At 51.0% G+C, this 16,862-nt stretch carries 16 protein-coding genes; 15 read left to right on the top strand and 1 reads right to left on the bottom strand.

Annotation, left to right across the window (positions count from 1 at the left end; genetic code table 11):
* The first annotated feature begins 34 nt into the window (after positions 1–34).
* Positions 35–664 (top strand): RraA family protein, encoded by a 630-nt coding sequence (locus AC0YOB_RS32540; protein WP_475796322.1) that lies wholly within the window; start codon positions 35–37, stop codon positions 662–664.
* Between the two features lie 261 nt (positions 665–925).
* Complete coding sequence (locus AC0YOB_RS32535; RefSeq protein ID WP_475796321.1) at positions 926–1,333, top strand: hypothetical protein; 408 nt, start codon at positions 926–928, stop codon at positions 1,331–1,333.
* A 212-nt stretch (positions 1,334–1,545) separates the two neighbouring features.
* Here the strand turns inward: AC0YOB_RS32535 and AC0YOB_RS32530 are convergent, their stop codons facing one another.
* Entirely contained in the window at positions 1,546–2,163 is a 618-nt protein-coding gene (locus AC0YOB_RS32530) for an NAD(P)H-dependent oxidoreductase (RefSeq protein ID WP_475796320.1), read from the bottom strand.
* 165 nt (positions 2,164–2,328) lie between these two features.
* Here AC0YOB_RS32530 and AC0YOB_RS32525 point away from each other — a divergent pair, with 165 nt between their 5' ends.
* The 13 genes from AC0YOB_RS32525 (at position 2,329) to AC0YOB_RS32465 (ending at position 16,818) form a co-directional block, all read left to right on the top strand.
* Entirely contained in the window at positions 2,329–3,006 is a 678-nt protein-coding gene (locus AC0YOB_RS32525) for a MarR family transcriptional regulator (protein ID WP_475796319.1), read from the top strand.
* 83 nt (positions 3,007–3,089) lie between these two features.
* A complete protein-coding gene (locus AC0YOB_RS32520) occupies positions 3,090–3,785 on the top strand; it encodes a response regulator transcription factor (protein WP_475796318.1) in 696 nt (231 codons plus the stop codon).
* Between the two features lie 107 nt (positions 3,786–3,892).
* Positions 3,893–4,813 (top strand): ATP-binding cassette domain-containing protein, encoded by a 921-nt coding sequence (locus AC0YOB_RS32515; RefSeq protein ID WP_475796317.1) that lies wholly within the window; start codon positions 3,893–3,895, stop codon positions 4,811–4,813.
* Complete coding sequence (locus AC0YOB_RS32510) at positions 4,810–5,568, top strand: ABC transporter permease (protein WP_475796316.1); 759 nt, start codon at positions 4,810–4,812, stop codon at positions 5,566–5,568. Before AC0YOB_RS32515 ends, AC0YOB_RS32510 begins: the two co-directional genes overlap by 4 nt.
* Positions 5,569–5,583: 15 nt before the next feature.
* Positions 5,584–6,492 carry a sensor histidine kinase gene (locus AC0YOB_RS32505; RefSeq protein WP_475796315.1) on the top strand — a complete coding sequence of 303 codons (909 nt, stop codon included), beginning with the start codon at positions 5,584–5,586 and terminating at the stop codon, positions 6,490–6,492.
* 597 nt (positions 6,493–7,089) lie between these two features.
* A complete protein-coding gene (locus AC0YOB_RS32500) occupies positions 7,090–8,850 on the top strand; it encodes a peptide-binding protein (RefSeq protein ID WP_475796314.1) in 1,761 nt (586 codons plus the stop codon).
* A 70-nt stretch (positions 8,851–8,920) separates the two neighbouring features.
* A complete protein-coding gene (locus AC0YOB_RS32495) occupies positions 8,921–9,892 on the top strand; it encodes an ABC transporter permease (RefSeq protein ID WP_210045812.1) in 972 nt (323 codons plus the stop codon).
* Positions 9,889–10,887, top strand: a complete 999-nt coding sequence (locus AC0YOB_RS32490) for an ABC transporter permease (RefSeq protein ID WP_475796313.1) — start codon at positions 9,889–9,891, stop codon at positions 10,885–10,887. Before AC0YOB_RS32495 ends, AC0YOB_RS32490 begins: the two co-directional genes overlap by 4 nt.
* On the top strand, positions 10,854–11,915 hold the full coding sequence (locus tag AC0YOB_RS32485; protein WP_475796312.1) for an ABC transporter ATP-binding protein: 1,062 nt from the start codon (positions 10,854–10,856) through the stop codon (positions 11,913–11,915). Before AC0YOB_RS32490 ends, AC0YOB_RS32485 begins: the two co-directional genes overlap by 34 nt.
* A complete protein-coding gene (locus AC0YOB_RS32480) occupies positions 11,912–12,883 on the top strand; it encodes an ABC transporter ATP-binding protein (protein WP_475796311.1) in 972 nt (323 codons plus the stop codon). The genes AC0YOB_RS32485 and AC0YOB_RS32480 overlap by 4 nt, the downstream gene beginning before the upstream one ends.
* Positions 12,884–13,301: 418 nt before the next feature.
* Entirely contained in the window at positions 13,302–14,945 is a 1,644-nt protein-coding gene (locus AC0YOB_RS32475) for an extracellular solute-binding protein (protein ID WP_475796310.1), read from the top strand.
* A 71-nt stretch (positions 14,946–15,016) separates the two neighbouring features.
* Positions 15,017–15,907, top strand: a complete 891-nt coding sequence (locus tag AC0YOB_RS32470) for an ABC transporter permease (RefSeq protein WP_475796309.1) — start codon at positions 15,017–15,019, stop codon at positions 15,905–15,907.
* Positions 15,908–15,924: 17 nt separating this feature from the next.
* Positions 15,925–16,818 (top strand): carbohydrate ABC transporter permease, encoded by an 894-nt coding sequence (locus AC0YOB_RS32465; RefSeq protein ID WP_475796308.1) that lies wholly within the window; start codon positions 15,925–15,927, stop codon positions 16,816–16,818.
* Positions 16,819–16,862: the final 44 nt, after the last annotated feature.

The following is a 16,862-nucleotide window of genomic DNA, read 5'->3' as shown; positions in this document are numbered from 1 at the left end:
TACAAGATGGATTGGAAAGAAAGGATGTGTATTCATGTTCCGTATCGAACCTAGGGTCCAGGGCGTAACCCCGGAGCTGTTGGAAATGTATGAGGCGGTCAGTCCGTCCACCATCGGACACTTTACCGATTTTGGTTTCATCCATGGACTGCAGCCCTTGTTTCGGCCGATTCAGCTTCTGGGCAATGCGGTCACGGTGCGTATTCCGCATCTGGATTCCACCGCGATTCGACACGCGCTGGAGCTAGCCAGGCCGGGCGACGTTCTGGTCGTCGACATGTCCGGCGATGACGACCGGGCGTGCTGGGGGGAATTCAGAACCTATGCGGCCATGGCGAAGCAAATTGCCGGCGTGGTCGTATCCGGCTGCGTCACCGATGTGCGCGCCATTACGAAGCTCGGCTTCCCCGTCTATTCCAAGGGCATCAGCCCCAAGACGACGCGCGCAATGGAGCTTGAAGGCGAGGTCAACACAACGGTCAGCGTAGCCGGCGTAAGTGTGCAGCCCGGAGATTTGGTCGTCGGCGACGATGACGGCCTGTTCGTCGTGAACCCCCGCGATGCCGGTGAAATCGGCCTCAAGGCGATCGAGAAGCAGCGCCGGGAGGAAGTCAAAAGGCGGGAGTACGGTTTTGTAAATGATACCGGCCCGGCTGGTATATAACTGTGGTGCCGTGCTGCCGGATTTTCACCGGCATCTAACGATAAAGGATATTGGAGGGCAGGCCGTTTCCCCAGGGGAACGCCTGCCCTTTATTTCAATCGATGCCTATAAGATTTATGAAAGCCCGGTTTGCCGCCAAAGGCCTGTAAAAGTTGTTTTTTCTTATCGGAAATAATGACATATTCGTGTTACACTAATGGTATTGAATTCCAGTGCTGCAGCATATGTGTTACCAAGGCACCTTACGAAAGGATGATCTTTGTGTGGCTGCTTCCTGTTGCCTCTTTACTTCTCGTCATGGCCTCCATGTTTATTTCCGTCCGGAGCAAAGAGGAGAGAGATCCTGTTTCCCCGAATTTTCTTATTTCGGTAAATGGGGTCTTTCTTTTTTTCCTCCTCGTTTTTCTGGTTTACTATGTTCAGGATGAGAGAATCATTACGGCCATTCCTGCAGTCTTTTATTGGTTTCTGATTGTGCTCGGCGCCGTCGTCGGACTGTTCTCGTCAGTGAGGAAATACATTCCCGGTTATATGACCTCTGCCGCTTTACTGTTGTTTACAGGATTTATTGCGATCTTTTCCGTGGGTATCCTGTTGATTGCCATGGCGTTAAGCGAATTGCTTATTGTCGCTTGTCTGCAATTTATGAAATTGAGAAGATCAGCCTGACTTCTGCTTCACAGCTATCCTCCAGTCTATAGGGAGGGTAGTTTTTTTGTTTTCGCGCAGTACTTTATCGTGTTAATGCTTGCTTGCATAAAGTTTTCTTTAAGATAGAGTAACAGGAGGAAGCTGCCGGGATCCCGGAAACTACTAGGGTGAAAAAACTTCTTCCTTTGTCAAGGGACGGGGCCCCGACAGGCATCTCCTGTTAAAATGAATTACAATTGAGCGAACCGCTGCTCTGTTTTTATCAGATACTGCCGCCTCGTCTCCGGGCTGCGGTTGTTCATGCCCGTATAGTTGTACCAGCGAAGCTTGCGGATACCTATTTTGCGGAAAGTACCCCGGAATAGAATCTTGGTAACGGGATTTCCGAATAACCACCGGTAGATAAAGTCGGGCGTGCTCATTACGGTCAAGAGGGAAACTCCTTTAACATTGGGAAGCAGGCTGTGGAATGGTCTTCCCGGTTTGGTTTCCTTATAGATCGTGCCCTCTACGAATACCTTATCGTGGAATCCTTTGGTAAGAGCCGGCATCGTCTCCCACCAGACGGGGAAAATGAAGACAATATGATCCGCGGCAATAAGACGCCGCTGGTAATCGGCAGCGAGGGGGTCACTGGTCTTCTTTTGCCGCCAGGAGGCAAGCTCTTCGGCGGACATGACGGGATTAAATCCGTCTGTAGCCAGATCGATAAGATCAATCTTGTGGCCCTTGGCGGCAAGGCCCCGCATAACGGCGGCCAAGAGAGCCGCGGAATAGCTTCTGCGATGGGGAATATTCCCGGATGCGGACGCTCCGTACGGATGATCGAAGATAATGACGACATTCATATACAAATCTCCTCTTTGAATTATTGTTTCCAGTATATAAAATTGTATCACGGAAACAATAATACGTTTATATTTCTTTGCTGTCAATATTGTTTCCGGGAAACTTTATTTATTGCTGGCTGTTTGTTAAACTGGGCATAAGAAAAGCTTGCGAGGAGACCTTCCATGTTCCATTCTGCCGGTCATCTGCCTGACAAGGATATTCTAATAAAGAAATTGATCGAGACAATTCCCAAATTGCATAAGCGGTTTCAATCGGAGGATGACGAAGAAAAGGAGTGGTTGATCCGGAACTGCGATAATCCCGCGATCATTGATTTCCTTCAGGATTCCACGGTTATGATGCTTCACGTAATCGATGCCATTGGACATCTTGAGCCGGTAAATGGAGCTTCCATTTCCAGACAGTTTGGAATCCCCAAAGGCAGCGTGTCCAAGATCACCAGAAAATTAGTGCAGCAGCAAATTATCCGCACGGAATATCTTCTGGATAATAAGAAAGAAGTGCTCTTCCACACGACTCCCTTGGGCAAAGAAATATTTCAACTGCATCAAGCCCTGCATAAGCAGATGAATATAGGGATAACCCGATTTCTCCAGAAATATGACGAGGCCGAATTGATATTTCTTATCCGGGGCTTTGAGGATACCCTGCAAGCATCGTGGGTAAATTCGGAACCCGGGGAATCAGAGCTTGAGAAAACACGCTCAACGACCCGGCATGAGTCAGAGGAAGACGGGGAAATGAATGCGATCGTAAACATGCTTAAACAACTGGATACCCGCAGCCTGAAAAAAGCAAAAACGATTCTCAATGATGTATTTTTCACCTCCTTTGATTAGTAAAGGGATCAAGAGAAAACTTGCTTCCCTGCGCTTGAAGGACGTCTCCAACAATCTCTCCCTCTGAAGGTGAACGGATTCCTATGGACAAAATGATACAAATCCTGGTGGTGGAGGATGATAACGACATCAACCAGCTGCTGTGCAATATTATAAAAAAAAGCGGTTATCTGCCCCAGCCGGCCTACTCCGGAACGGAAGCTCTGCTCTATCTGGACAAGCAGGCATGGCATATGGTGCTGCTTGATCTGATGCTCCCCGGCATGAGCGGCGAGGAGCTGCTGGCCCGGATTCATGAGCTTGGCCCTGTGCCGGTAATCGTGATTTCGGCCAAGGAGGAGCAGCGGACGAAGGTTGCCATGCTGCGGACCGGCGCGGACGATTACATCACGAAGCCCTTCGACATCGAGGAGGTATCGGCCCGGATTGACTCCCATCTGCGCAGATACAGGCGCGATTCAACATCGGATGAACGAAGCCGTCAACTGGCCTATAAGTCGATTATTCTCGATCCGGAAGCAAAATCGGTCACTCTTGGCGCTGAGCTGCTGTCTTTGACGGCAAGGGAATATGAGATACTGGCCCTCCTCATGTCCTCGCCCAAGAAGGTATTTACCAAGGCGAACGTGTATGAAAGCGTATGGGGAGAAGAGTTTTTCGGCGATGATAATACGATTAACGTCCATATGAGCAATCTGCGGAGCAAGCTGGCCAAAGCAAGTCCGAACGAAGAATTTATCGAGACGGTATGGGGAATGGGATACCGGCTTAAGCCCTGAGTGGTTCATCCATTAAGCAGCTTAAGACTTTCTTAAGGATTGTCTTTAGCTCCTCTTATGTTTTCGTTTCTATACTTGAGCTATCACATAAGAGGAGGCCAGGAGGAATGAGTCCATATTTGCTTCAAACCCATAATTTGACCAAGAGCTTCAAGGGCAGCAATGCCTTGGACAAAGTGAACCTGTCGATCAGGAAAGGGTCCATATACGGTTTTATCGGCCAGAACGGAGCTGGCAAATCGACGCTGATCCGCATCGTGGCAGGGCTTGCTTTTCCCACTGAAGGCACGCTCGAGCTGTTCGGGGAGACCGGCGGAAGCGGGCTTGTGGCCGCGCGCAAGCGGATCGGGTCGATCATTGAAAGTCCGGCGTTGTTCCCCCAAATGACGGCGCATGAGAATGTCGAAGCGAACCGACTGCTGCGGGGCATTCCGGGCAAAGAAAATGTCCGCAAAACGCTTGAAATTGTCGGGCTTGAGGGCACCGGCAGGAAAAAAGCGAAAAATTTCTCGCTGGGGATGAAGCAGCGGCTGGGTCTGGCGATAGCGCTTCTGGGCGACCCGGAGTTCCTTATTCTTGACGAGCCGACCAATGGTCTGGACCCTATGGGCGTGGTTGAAATGAGGGAACTGCTCAAACGGCTGAACAGTGAAAGAGGCATCACGATTCTGATTTCCAGCCATATTCTCAGCGAGCTGTATCTGCTGGCTAGCCATTATGGGATTATTCATCACGGGCAGCTGCTGGAACAGCTGACGGCGAAGGAATTGAACGAGAAATGCCAGCAGTATGTGCACATTAAGGTGAATGATCCGGCCAAGGCGGCCTCGGTTATTCAGAACAAGCTTGCGACGACGGATTTTGAAGTGATGCCTGGCGGTGTTATCCGGTTGTACGCGCTTCTCGAACATCCCGGGAGAATCTCGACTGCACTCGCGGCTTCGGGTCTGGAAATAGAAGAGTTCATGCCGATGGGTGAGGATCTGGAGAGCTTCTTCACGAAGCGGATCGGGGGTGCGCGGACATGAGCAACCTGATTATGGCGGAATTGTTCAAGCTGCGCAAAGACCGTGCCTTCCGGATGCTGGTTTACCTGCTGCTCTTCATCGCGGCAGCTTACCCGATTATTATCTATATCGATAATCAGTCAGACGGCGGAGTCGTTCATGGAGCAGATTTCTTCCTGGAGAGCATGGCGGGGAATACCTATTTTATCAAATTCGGAACGGCCATTCTGGCCGGATTCTTCATCTCCAGCGAATACTCAACCGGTGTCATGAAAACCATCGCATCGTCGGGCAGCAGCCGGATCCGGATTTTTATAGCCAAGCTGTTTGGCTTTACGGTCGGGACTCTGGTCATCTCCATCATTTTCCCGATTGTCAGCACCTTGATCACCACTGTGTTGTCCGGCTTCGGCGAGCTGCCGGCGGAAGCTGCCGCCGGTTATATCCCGGTCACCATAGGATTGACGCTTCTTTATGCGGCTGCTTTTGCCGCTATAGCCGCATTGTTCGCGACGATCTTCACGGACAGCGGCAAGACGGTCGGTTTCCTGATATTTTTATTTCTGATGATCGATTCCATTCTCCCCGGTTTGGGCCAATTTGTTCATTTCCTGGGCACCATCTATGACCATTCGGTGTTCAAGCTGCTGCTCGAAATCACAAAATTTCATTTCGGGAGCGGTGAGCTGCTGGAGATCCTGCTGGTCCCAGTTCTGACAATTGCGGCATTCGGGGCGCTTGGCGTTCTGGTTTACCGGAGAAAAGAAATCAAATAGCAGGCGGAAAGGCGGATGAAGGGCATGCTCTATATCACGATCATCTCGGTTATAGCGGCGGCTGCCTGTTTAATCCGCCTTTTGTTTGTGAAGCGGGAAATGAAAAGGATGACAAGCAAGCTCAAAGCATACAATGATGGGCGGACAGGAAAAAAACTGGATTTGACTTTCTTCGATCGGCATATTGAATCCCTCGCGGCGGAGATAAACCGGCAGTCGGATCTCGTCGTGGAGGCGGACGCGCAGCGAAGGCGTACCGAGAATGAGCTGAGGCAGGCGGTGGCCAATATTTCACATGATATCCGGACCCCGCTTACGTCGATTTTCGGTTATATTCAGCTGTTGGAGTCGGATGAAATAACCGGAGAGGAAAAGCAGGAATATGTCGGCATCGTCAAAAACAGAACGAAGCGTCTGCAGGTGCTGTTGAATGATTTTTTTGAGCTGTCGGTTATTGAATCCCCGGATTACCCGATGAAGCATGAACGGCTGAGATTAAACATTCTGCTCCCGGATATCGTCACGGGCTTGTACGACCAGTTCAATGAATATCATATAACGCCGGTTCTTCAGCTGCCGGAGTCCGATATCATCCTGTATGCGGACGAATCGGCTGTCAGGAGAGTTGCCGAGAACCTGCTCCTTAATACCATTAAACATACGAGCGGCCAGGTCAGAATTATTCTCGAGATGCGCCAGGGTACGGCCGTATTGACCATTGCCAATGAGGCCAGACATCTGACCGGCAGCGATCTGAATGTGTTATTCGACCGGTTCTACACAGCGGATCAGACAAGATCGGGCAAGGGAACGGGCCTTGGCTTATCCATTGCGCGAAGTCTGATGGAGAAGATGAATGGAAGCCTGAACGCCGAGCTGCAGGGCGGTCATTTGCTGATGATCTGCAAGTGGAAGCTGTCATAAATGAACGGACAGGGCGAATGACTGAAGTCAAATCAGTTAATTTTAGATTATTTAGAAAATTAAATTATTTCTATGGTAAACGTTCGTTAAATTTGGTATATTTCAGGAAAGTAAACCATTTTACAAGAGGCAAGGGAGAGATTATCAGCTAACCTGGTTACAAAAATCTATTTGGAAGAAAGGTGGCGGATAGTAAAATAGACAGCTCAGCAAGATTTTGCTGGAAGCATTGTTATCAAAATAGTAAGCGCTTACTTTAGGATCAAGCGATTCAATCGAAATGTTAGTTAAAATAACATATCTTAATGTTTTATATACTAACCTTATGAGAGATGACAGGAAGTTTTTAGAATTAGGACAAATTTAATTGCACAATATGGCGTATTCTAGATTGGAAATTTATGTACAGCGTCAATTTTATGTGATACATTATGTATCGGGAAGGAAAGGTGATACTTGATGTTACATAAATGATAGGTTTATTTAGGTTTATGTTAGATGTATGTAGTTTTTGTTTTTTGCTTATTAAGGAGCGGAATGGCTCCAATTTGCCTCGGCGCAAGCCGGGAGTTTATTTACTATGAGGAGGTTTAATTTATGAAGAAAGCTACCCCATGGATGTCCTGCTTGTCCATTATTGCGCTTATTGGTATTCTGCTGGCGGGATGCACCGATTCCAACAGCCCGGCAAACTCCGAAACAACAGAACCGTCCACTACGGCCCCCGCAACCAATACAACTGACGAACCAGCCGCCCCGGCTGACAGCGCAGAAGCACCGGGTGCGCCTGTAGAAGGAGGAACGCTGACAATCAGCACGTTCTCCGATATTGTTTCCATAAACCCGCTGTACATTAATGATACGTCCTCAGGTGATATCGAAACCCTGATCTTTGCCAAGCTGTACGATCTGGACCGCAATGCCAATCTGGCGGTTGAGCCTTGGTCGCTTGGTGCGGAGCTGCCGAAAATCAGCGAGGATGGAAAAACATACACAGTCAAATTGAAAACAACGGCAAAGTGGAGCGACGGACAGCCGGTTACCGCCGACGATATCGTATATACATACGATACGCTCCGCAATCCGGAAGCGGCATCACCGGGAATCAGCATGTACGATAAGATTGAATCCGTTACTAAAGTAGACGATCAGACGGTCGATATTAAATTGAAGCAGGTCTATGCTCCTTTTCAATTCTCGCTATTTATCTCCATTCTTCCCGCACACATACTCAAAGATGTTCCCCTCAAGGATCTCAAGACGAATCCTTATGGAGTCGATCCCGCCAAAACGGTCACCAGCGGCCCCTGGAAATGGACCGAGTGGAAACAAGGCCAATATATTACCCTTGAAGCAAATCCGGATTATTGGGGAGAAAAGAAGCCGCATATAGCCAAGATCATATACAAGATCTATGCGGATCAAAATACGGAGGTTCAAGCCCTGATCAAGGGCGATGTCCAAATGACGCAGGCCGTTCCGGTCACTCAAATCGATGCGGTCAAGGAGCATGACAATCTGAGCATCATCCTGGAGCCGGGTCCGACGTATGAATACGTGTCATTTAACTTTAAAGACGAGAATTTCCCGGACAACTATTCCCCGTTCAAAGGGCAAAAAACCCGGCAGGCCATTGCCTACGCCATTAATCGTCAAGGCATGGTAGATAATGTGCTGAAGGGATCCGGAGGACTGATGAACTCGCCATTCCTGCCCGGGTCATGGGCAGATCCAGGCGATGAGGCGGTCAACTACACGTATGATGCAGAGAAGGCGAAGAGTCTGCTGGCTGAGGATGGCTGGGCGGCCGGGAAAGACGGGATACTGGAAAAGGACGGACACCGCTTCTCCTTCGAGCTGCAATATAATGCGGGCAACAGCCGTCGTGAGCAGGTGGCGGCAGTCATTCAGCAGAACCTGAAGGATGTCGGGATTGAAGTCAAGCCCAAGGGCATCGATTTTGCCACCTGGATCGACCAGAATGTTACGCCAGGCAAGTTCCCGGCCGTTCTTCTGTCATGGTCCCTGTCCAACCCTGATCCGGATGCGGAGAGCATCTTCTCGTCCAAGTATTTCCCGCCAGCCGGACAAAACAGCGGCTGGTACAAAAATGAGAAGCTGGATGAGTTGTGGGTGAAAGGGCAGCTGACGGTCGACCAGGCCGAGCGGACAAGTATTTATCACGAAATCGGCAAAGAAATCTCCACCGACCTGCCTTATGTGTTCCTGTATCAATACGGTCTTCCCCAAGGCGTAGATTCCACTACCGTTCATTGGGCCGAGGAGGATCGTCCTGAATCTTCCCTGGCTTACGGGTATCTGTTCCACGCCATCAATTGGTGGTCTGACAAAAAGTAACCAAGCAGCCAAAATGACAGGGGTAGGTAACATGATGCCTTCCCCTGTACAGGAATCGGGGGACGCTTCAATGACTGAGTATTTAATACGCCGCTTGCTGCAATCCGTCCTTGTGCTGTTCTTGATCTCGGTGCTGACCTTCGCCATGATCCATGCGGCGCCGGGCGGACCGACCCAGGTGTTTCTCGGTCCCGGAATGTCGCCGGAGGCGGCAAAAATTCAGGCGCATAATCTGGGGCTTGACCGCTCCGTTCCCGTCCAATTTTTTATATGGCTTGGGAATTTGCTGCAGGGGGATCTCGGGCACACCTTCAAAAATCATATTCCAGTCGGCGATATTCTGTGGCCGACCGTGCTCAACACGATGGTACTGATGGGCTCGGCATGGTTTATTTCGTTGTTGATTGCCATTCCATGGGGGATTTACAACAGCACGGTCGAATATGGGCTGTCCGATCACACGGCTTCCTTCATCTCGTATATCGGTTTCGCCATGCCGACGTTCTGGTTTGGGATTCTGCTGCAGGAGTATTTCGCCGTTAAGCTGAATTGGCTGCCCTTGTCCGATATGTGGACGATGGGGATGGAAGGCAATCTCGGCAATTTGCTCCTTCACCTTGTACTTCCCGTGACCGTACTCGCGCTTGGATTTCTGGCCTCCTACTCCAAGTATGCCCGGTCCAGTATGCTGGAGGTCCTGAATCAGGATTATATCCGTACGGCAAGGGCCAAGGGATTGAAAGAACGCAGAGTCATTTTCCGCCATGCCTTGCGGAATGCTCTGATTCCGATTATTACAGTCCTCGGACTCGATCTGCCCATTCTGGTCGGGGGCGCCGTGCTGACGGAAAGTGTGTTCAATTGGCCCGGAATGGGCCGGCTGTTTGTCGAGATGGCGGTGGCAAGGGAATACTCCGTGCTGATGTCCATCACGCTGATCGTATCGGTCATCGTCGTTATCGGCAATCTTGCTGCGGATATCCTCTATGCGCTTGTAGATCCGAGGGTCCAGCTGGGACGGGAGGGAGGAGCCTCGTTATGATTGAAGTGGAGCACGGGAAGCCTCTCCCGCAAGGAAACTGGAATCCGGAGCCAAGACCGCCGGCAGATCTTCAAGATGCCTTGGTGGAAGCGCGCCCGACGGGACCATGGAGGGCGGCCTGGAAGAAATTTCTGCATAATCCGTTTGCCGTTACGGGGCTTGCGGTACTGCTTCTGTTTATCCTGGCGGCTTTGCTTGCCAAATGGATCGCTCCTTATGATCCTACCCGGATTGACATGATGTTCCCTAACCTGCCGGCCGGTACGGACAATCATCTGCTGGGAACGGACGAGCTGGGAAGGGACATATTCTCCCGGCTGTTGTACAGCAGCCGAATCTCGCTGTCGGTCGGATTTGCCGTTGCTTTCGTGTCCGTCGTGATCGGTACGCTGATTGGAGCGGTATCCGGGTATTTTGGCGGCTGGGTGGATACGATAGCCATGCGTCTGGTAGACGTCATGAATTCCATCCCCTCGCTGTTTCTCAATATATTGATTTTGGCTGTTTTTGGTTCGAAAATGTCCTACATGATCATGGTATTGGCCTTCACCAGCTGGATGGGGGTGGCGCGGCTTGTCCGGGGCAACTATCTCCAGCTGCGGGAAATGCAGTATGTGGAGGCGGCAAGGGCGACCGGCGTGACCAGCTGGGGCATTATTTTCCGCCATCTTCTTCGCAATGCGTCCGCTCCGATCATTGTGACGGCCACGCTGATGGTAGGCGGAGCCATCCTGAGCGAATCGGCCTTATCCTACCTGGGCCTAGGCGTTCAGACGCCGGACACGAGCTGGGGGCTGATGCTCAGCAACGCGCAGGAATTTATGCTTGTTGATCCAATACAAGCTGTATATCCCGGCCTGTGCATCCTGTTAGTCGTGCTGTCCGTGAATTTTATCGGGGATGGAATCCGCGACGGGCTGGACCCCAGGAAGACCACGATCCCGCGAAGGAGGCTGGACCAATGGCGGAAACAATACTTGAAATCCGGAATTTGACAACCGGTTTTCTGTCGGACCAGGGCATGGTCAAGGCAACGGACCGCGTCTCGCTCACTTTGGATAAAGGGCAGACTCTCTGTGTGGTAGGCGAATCGGGCAGCGGGAAAAGCGTCACCGCGCTCTCGGTCGTACGGCTCGTCGATTATGCCGGCGGGGTAATCATGGACGGTCAGATCCTATTTAACGGAGAGGATCTGGCACAGAAAAGGCAGAGCGAAATGCTGCGGATTCGCGGCAGCTTAATCGCCATGATATTCCAGGATCCGATGTCCGCGCTGAATCCCGTCTTCACGGTAGGGGACCAAATCGCGGAGGTTCTTCAGGCTCATAAGCATTTAAACCGGAAGGAAGCATGGCATAAAAGTGTGGAGATGCTTCGGCTGGTGGGCATTCCCGCTCCTGAAATACGTGCGAAACAGTATCCCTATGAAATGTCCGGCGGGATGTGCCAACGGGTCGTCATTGCCATGGCTCTCTCCTGCAATCCGCAATTGCTGATCGCGGATGAGCCGACGACGGCGCTTGATGTGACGGTGCAGGCACAGATTCTGGAGCTGCTTCTCCAATTAAAGCGGGAATTCCGGATGTCGATGCTGCTCATCACCCATGATATGGGAGTAGCGGCTGAAGTCGCGGACCGTATTGCGGTCATGTATGCGGGAACCGTTGTGGAAGAGGGGACGGTAGAGGAGATTTTCGGGCATCCCCGCCACCCCTATACGATGGGACTTCTGCGATCCATCCCTGGCATGGATGGGAATCGCGGAGAAGAATTATATACGATTAAGGGTGCCATTCCCCCTATCAGCAAGCTGCCTTCCGGCTGCCGTTTTCACTCCCGCTGTCCGTATGTGATGGAGACTTGCCGGGAAGAGGAGCCTCCTCTGCTGGAATCTGCGACCGGACATAAGGCCGCCTGCTGGCTCCGCGATACGGTTGGAGCCACTCAGTCGGCCACTGCCGCAGAAGAGCAGCAGAAAACGGAAGCTGTGAATGGAACCGGGACGGAGGTGGGCCTTCCATGAACCAGCCGTATTTGGTGGAAGCCAAGCATGTGAAGATGTATTATCCCATCAGGACGGGGCTGCTGAACCGCGTAGTTGGCCATGTGAAGGCGGTCGATGACGTTTCCTTCGGAATCCGCCCCGGCGAAACATTCGGTTTGGTCGGTGAATCGGGCTGCGGAAAGTCCACTTTGGCCCGGGTTTTGTTGAAGCTGAAGAAGGCGACCGGCGGAGAAATCCGGTTTGACGGCCAGAATATTCATGAGGTACGCAGCCAGGATCTTCGCAGGCTCCGCGAAGGAATGCAGATTATTTTTCAAGATCCGTACAGCTCCTTGAATCCGCGCTTTCTGGTTCGGGATCTCATAGGCGAGCCTCTGCGCATTCACCGGAGAATGTCGTCCAAGGAGAAGGATGACCGGGTCGTGCAGCTGATGGAGCTGGTAGGGCTGGATGTCAGCCGGCGCAACCGGTACCCGCATGAGTTCTCGGGCGGACAGCGACAACGTATCGGAATCGCCCGTGCGATCGCGCTGAATCCCAAATTCATCATAGCGGACGAAGCGGTATCCGCATTGGATGTTTCCGTACAGTCTCAAGTGCTGAACCTGATGATGAAGCTGCAGAAGGAGCTGGGGCTGACTTATTTGTTTATTGCCCATGGACTTAATGTGGTGCGCCATATATCCAATCGCGTCGGTGTCATGTATTTGGGGAAAATGGTGGAGGTGGCCCCGACGGATGCGCTGTTTGCGCATCCGCTGCATCCTTATACGTCCGTGCTGCTTTCCGCTATTCCTCAGGCTGTGCTGCACCGCAAGAACGAACGGATTATTCTGCAGGGGGATGTGCCGTCTCCCGCCAATCCGCCTTCCGGCTGCCGTTTTCACCCGCGTTGTCCCATTGCCCGGGATCGCTGCAGAGTGGAGGAGCCTCTCCTCCAGTCGGCAGACGGGGAGAGACAGGTGGCTTGCCATTATCCGCTATGACCTTACGATCCGCTTGCTTCTCCTATACTGAAGCAGGTGATAAGGGAGACAAGGAGAGGGGAATACCCGTATAATTGCAATTTCTTCATAGCTGACGCTGTAAAATCAAAAGGTCTGCCTGAACTCCTATGGCTTACAGGAGCTCAGGCAGACCTTTCTTGTGAGGGTGAAGCAGGACTTCATCCTTTTTGCGGTTTGTTGGTAATTAGAGATATGGAGCAGAAGGTACTGAAGCGAGTGATCTTTGACGAGAATGGTTATTGGGATAACGCCTGCTATCATCTCCTTACCGGGCAAAGGAACGGTTGAAATTCCCCCCTGCTGTGACGAGATTCTCTCCCGGGTCCTTCCCTCCAGCCTCTATACTAACGTTAGGAAACCTTTAAATACGCATAAATTAACTAAGGGGGCAATCAGGTTGAATCGAAAATGGGTTGTTTTATTTATTGCAGCAATGATGGTGGCAACAACGGCTTGCGGCAGCAACAATAATGCGGATACAGACAAAAGCGCAGGAAATTCGCAGGCGGACGAAGCAAGCGCGGGACCTTTCACCGCCTACAAGGAGCCTGTAACGTTCTCGGTAGCCAAAGTGATCAATTCCAAAAATTCCGGGCTGCCTGCCGGAGAAACCTTCGACGACAATGCCTATTACCAATTTATGGAGAAAAAATTCAATATCAAGGTCGAGAATGATTGGCTGGTCGAAACGCCCGAAGCCTATCAGCAGAAAATATCGCTTGCCATCTCCACACGCGATTTGCCGGACGTGTTTTCCGTCAATGAGCAGCAGCTGAAGCAGCTCGTGGAAACGGAGCAGATTGCTGATTTGACCAGCGGTTATGAAACGACCGCCAGTCCGCTGGTCAAAGAAGTCTATGATTCCTATGATGATCGTGTGTTGTCCAAAGCAACCTTCGACGGCAAGCTGATGGCGCTTCCCTCCACCAATATTGGCGGCGAATTCAACCTGACCTGGATCAGAGCGGACTGGCTGGAGAAAGAAGGCCTTCAGCCTCCCAAGACACTGGATGATCTGATAGCGATTGCCAAAGCTTTCGTAGAGAACGATCCGGATGGCAACGGCAAGAAAGATACGTATGGCTTCACTGGCGTGCCCGCATTGGCAGGGCTGAACACCAATCACGGATTTGATCCGATTCTCGGCGCCCTCCATGCTTACAAAGGTCAATGGATGAAGGATGCATCGGGTCAGATCGGTTACAGCTCGAACTTTCCAGAGATGAAAGCGGCGCTGGACAAGCTTCATCAGCTGTATGCGGATGGTCTGATTGACAAAGAGTTTATCGTCCGCAAGGACCCGAACGAGCTGGTCGCAGCAGGTCAGGTGGGAATTGCTTTCGCGCCCTGGTGGTTTCCATACGGCGCCTTGAAGGATTCCGTCAAGAATGATTCCAAGGCGGAATGGGTTGCTTTTACCACGCCGCTTGACGAAGCCGGAAAGTTCAACACCTACGATCAGAATCCGTCGACTAATTTCATTGTGGTGAACAAGGATTACAAGCATCCCGAAGCGGTTGTGAAGGTGCTGAACGAGATGCTGGCCATAGGAAAAAATGTGGATCCTGATGCTGCCGATCTGTACAAAGGCATTGTGGTTGATTCCAGCGCCCTTCCCTTTTCGCTGGGTGTCGACTATGAAGATATCGTGTATCAAGGTTACTTGAAGCTGAAGGAGCTGATCGATTCCAAGGGTGAATCGGAGGCCAGCGGCGAAGTGCAGAAGTGGTATGAAGCCTGGAAAATCAATGAGGAATCGCCGAAGAAGGATCTTAGCGCCTGGAGTGAAGCGACCGCGAGGTATGTCGGCTCTGCGGTAGTAGAAGGAAGCGATATCAATATCACCCGCAGCGAGTTCTTCGGCACAACAAAGACGATGGAGAAGAAATGGGCCATTCTGCAAAAAATGGAGAACGAAGCTTTCCTGAAAATTATTGTGGGCGAGGCGCCTCTCGATTCCTTTGATCAATACGTAGCCGATTGGAAGAGCGCGGGCGGAGACGACATTGTCAAAGAGGTCCAGGAGGCCGCCAAGCAATAACATTTCGCAAAAAGGCGTCAGGTCCGGGATCGGCGCCTTTTTACACAAAATTTGGATGACGGTGGTTAGCGATGAAAAACAAAAAGACCTATCTTCATTATCATGCGATGCTGCTTCCCGGCATGATTCTGCTGATTATTTTCAGCGTTCTTCCCATGCTTGGCATTGCCATTGCTTTTCAGGACTTCATACCGGGCAAGTCGGTCTGGAAACAGGAATGGTCAGGCTTTGATAATTTTGATTTCATGTTTCATCTGAAGGATATCCGCAGTGTATTTATGAATACCCTGATTATTGCCGTTCTCAAGACGATTGCCAATCTGATCGTCCCGATTGTTTTTGCTCTTTTGCTTCATGAGGTACGCCTCAGCTGGTTCAAGCGCTGGGTGCAGACGATTGTTTACCTGCCGCATTTTATGTCCTGGGTCATTTTGTCGGGCGTGCTGGCATCCATCTTTTCACTGGATGGCGTCGTCAATCAGCTGTTTGGCCTGTTTGGCTTCGAGGCCAGGATCTTCCTGGCCGACAATACCTGGTTCCGCGGTATTCTGGTTGGAAGCGATGTATGGAAGGAATTCGGATTTAATACGATCGTTTATTTAGCCGCACTTACGGCCATTAATCCGGCTTTGTACGAGGCTGTAGCTATTGACGGCGCAGGACGCATGCAGCGGCTGCTCCATATCACCCTGCCGGGTATTGCCCCGACCATTGTGCTGCTATCCACCCTAAGCTTGGGAAATATATTGAATGCGGGCTTTGACCAGGTATTTAATTTATATAATCCGCTTGTTTATTCTTCAAGCGACATCATCGATACGTATGTCTATCGAATCGGTCTTCTGGAGCAGCAGTACGGTCTTGCGACCGCCGTTGGGCTGCTGAAATCGGTCGTCAGCATTATTCTCATCATTGTTTCGTACCTGTTAGCCGCCAGATTTGCCAAATACCGAATATTCTAGTTGGAAGGGAATCGATCATGGTAAGATCACAAACGTTATCCGTTCGGCTTGTTGACGCGGGAATCCTTCTCTTTCTGGCTGTCGTCACCCTGCTGAGTCTATACCCGACCTGGTACACGGTAGTGCTTTCCTTCAGTGAGAAAGCGTCGGCTAATGCGGGACTTGTTCGTTTCTTTCCTGTCGGGTTTAATCTGAGCTCCTACCAGATCGTGCTGGGGGACGAGAAATTTTTTACGGCCTTCGGCGTTTCCGTTAAGCGGGTGCTCCTGGGCGGGGCGATCAATTTTGCCGTTACGGTGCTGATGGCCTATCCGCTGTCCAAGCAGCCGAAACTGTTTCCCGGGCGCAATATCTATATGTGGTTTCTGGTTGTGTGCATGCTGTTTACTGCCGGGCTTATTCCATTATTCATCGTTGTAACCTCATTGGGCCTGCAGAACAGCATTTGGGCTTTGGTTCTCCCGACAGCGGTGCCGGTGCTCAACGTCATTCTGGTGATGAATTTCTTCCGCAGCCTGCCCAAGGAATTGGAGGAGGCCGCGGTGGTCGATGGATCCGGCCCATGGAAAACGCTTATACTGATCTACCTGCCGCTCGCGCTGCCTTCACTGGCGACCGTTTCGTTGTTCAGCATCGTTAATCATTGGAATGCTTTTCTGGATGGCTTGATCTTCATGAACCGGCCGGAGCAGTATCCGCTCCAGACCTATATTCAACAGCTGGTCGTCAAGATTGATCCCGAGCTGATAAAAAATTTAACCACCGAGCAGTTGATCAAGGTTATGAATACTTCCGAGAGAACCCTGAATGCGGCGAAGCTGGTCGTGGCGATGGTGCCGATTCTGATCATTTATCCTTTTTTGCAGCGTTATTTTGTACATGGAATTGTAATGGGCTCGGTAAAAGAGTGAGTTGGCGGCTCCTTGAAAATAAATGCGACTGTGGCTATGATAGC

The organism is Paenibacillus sp. JT31N17, assembly GCF_056269255.1.
This window is presented reverse-complemented; position numbering and strand designations above follow the sequence as displayed.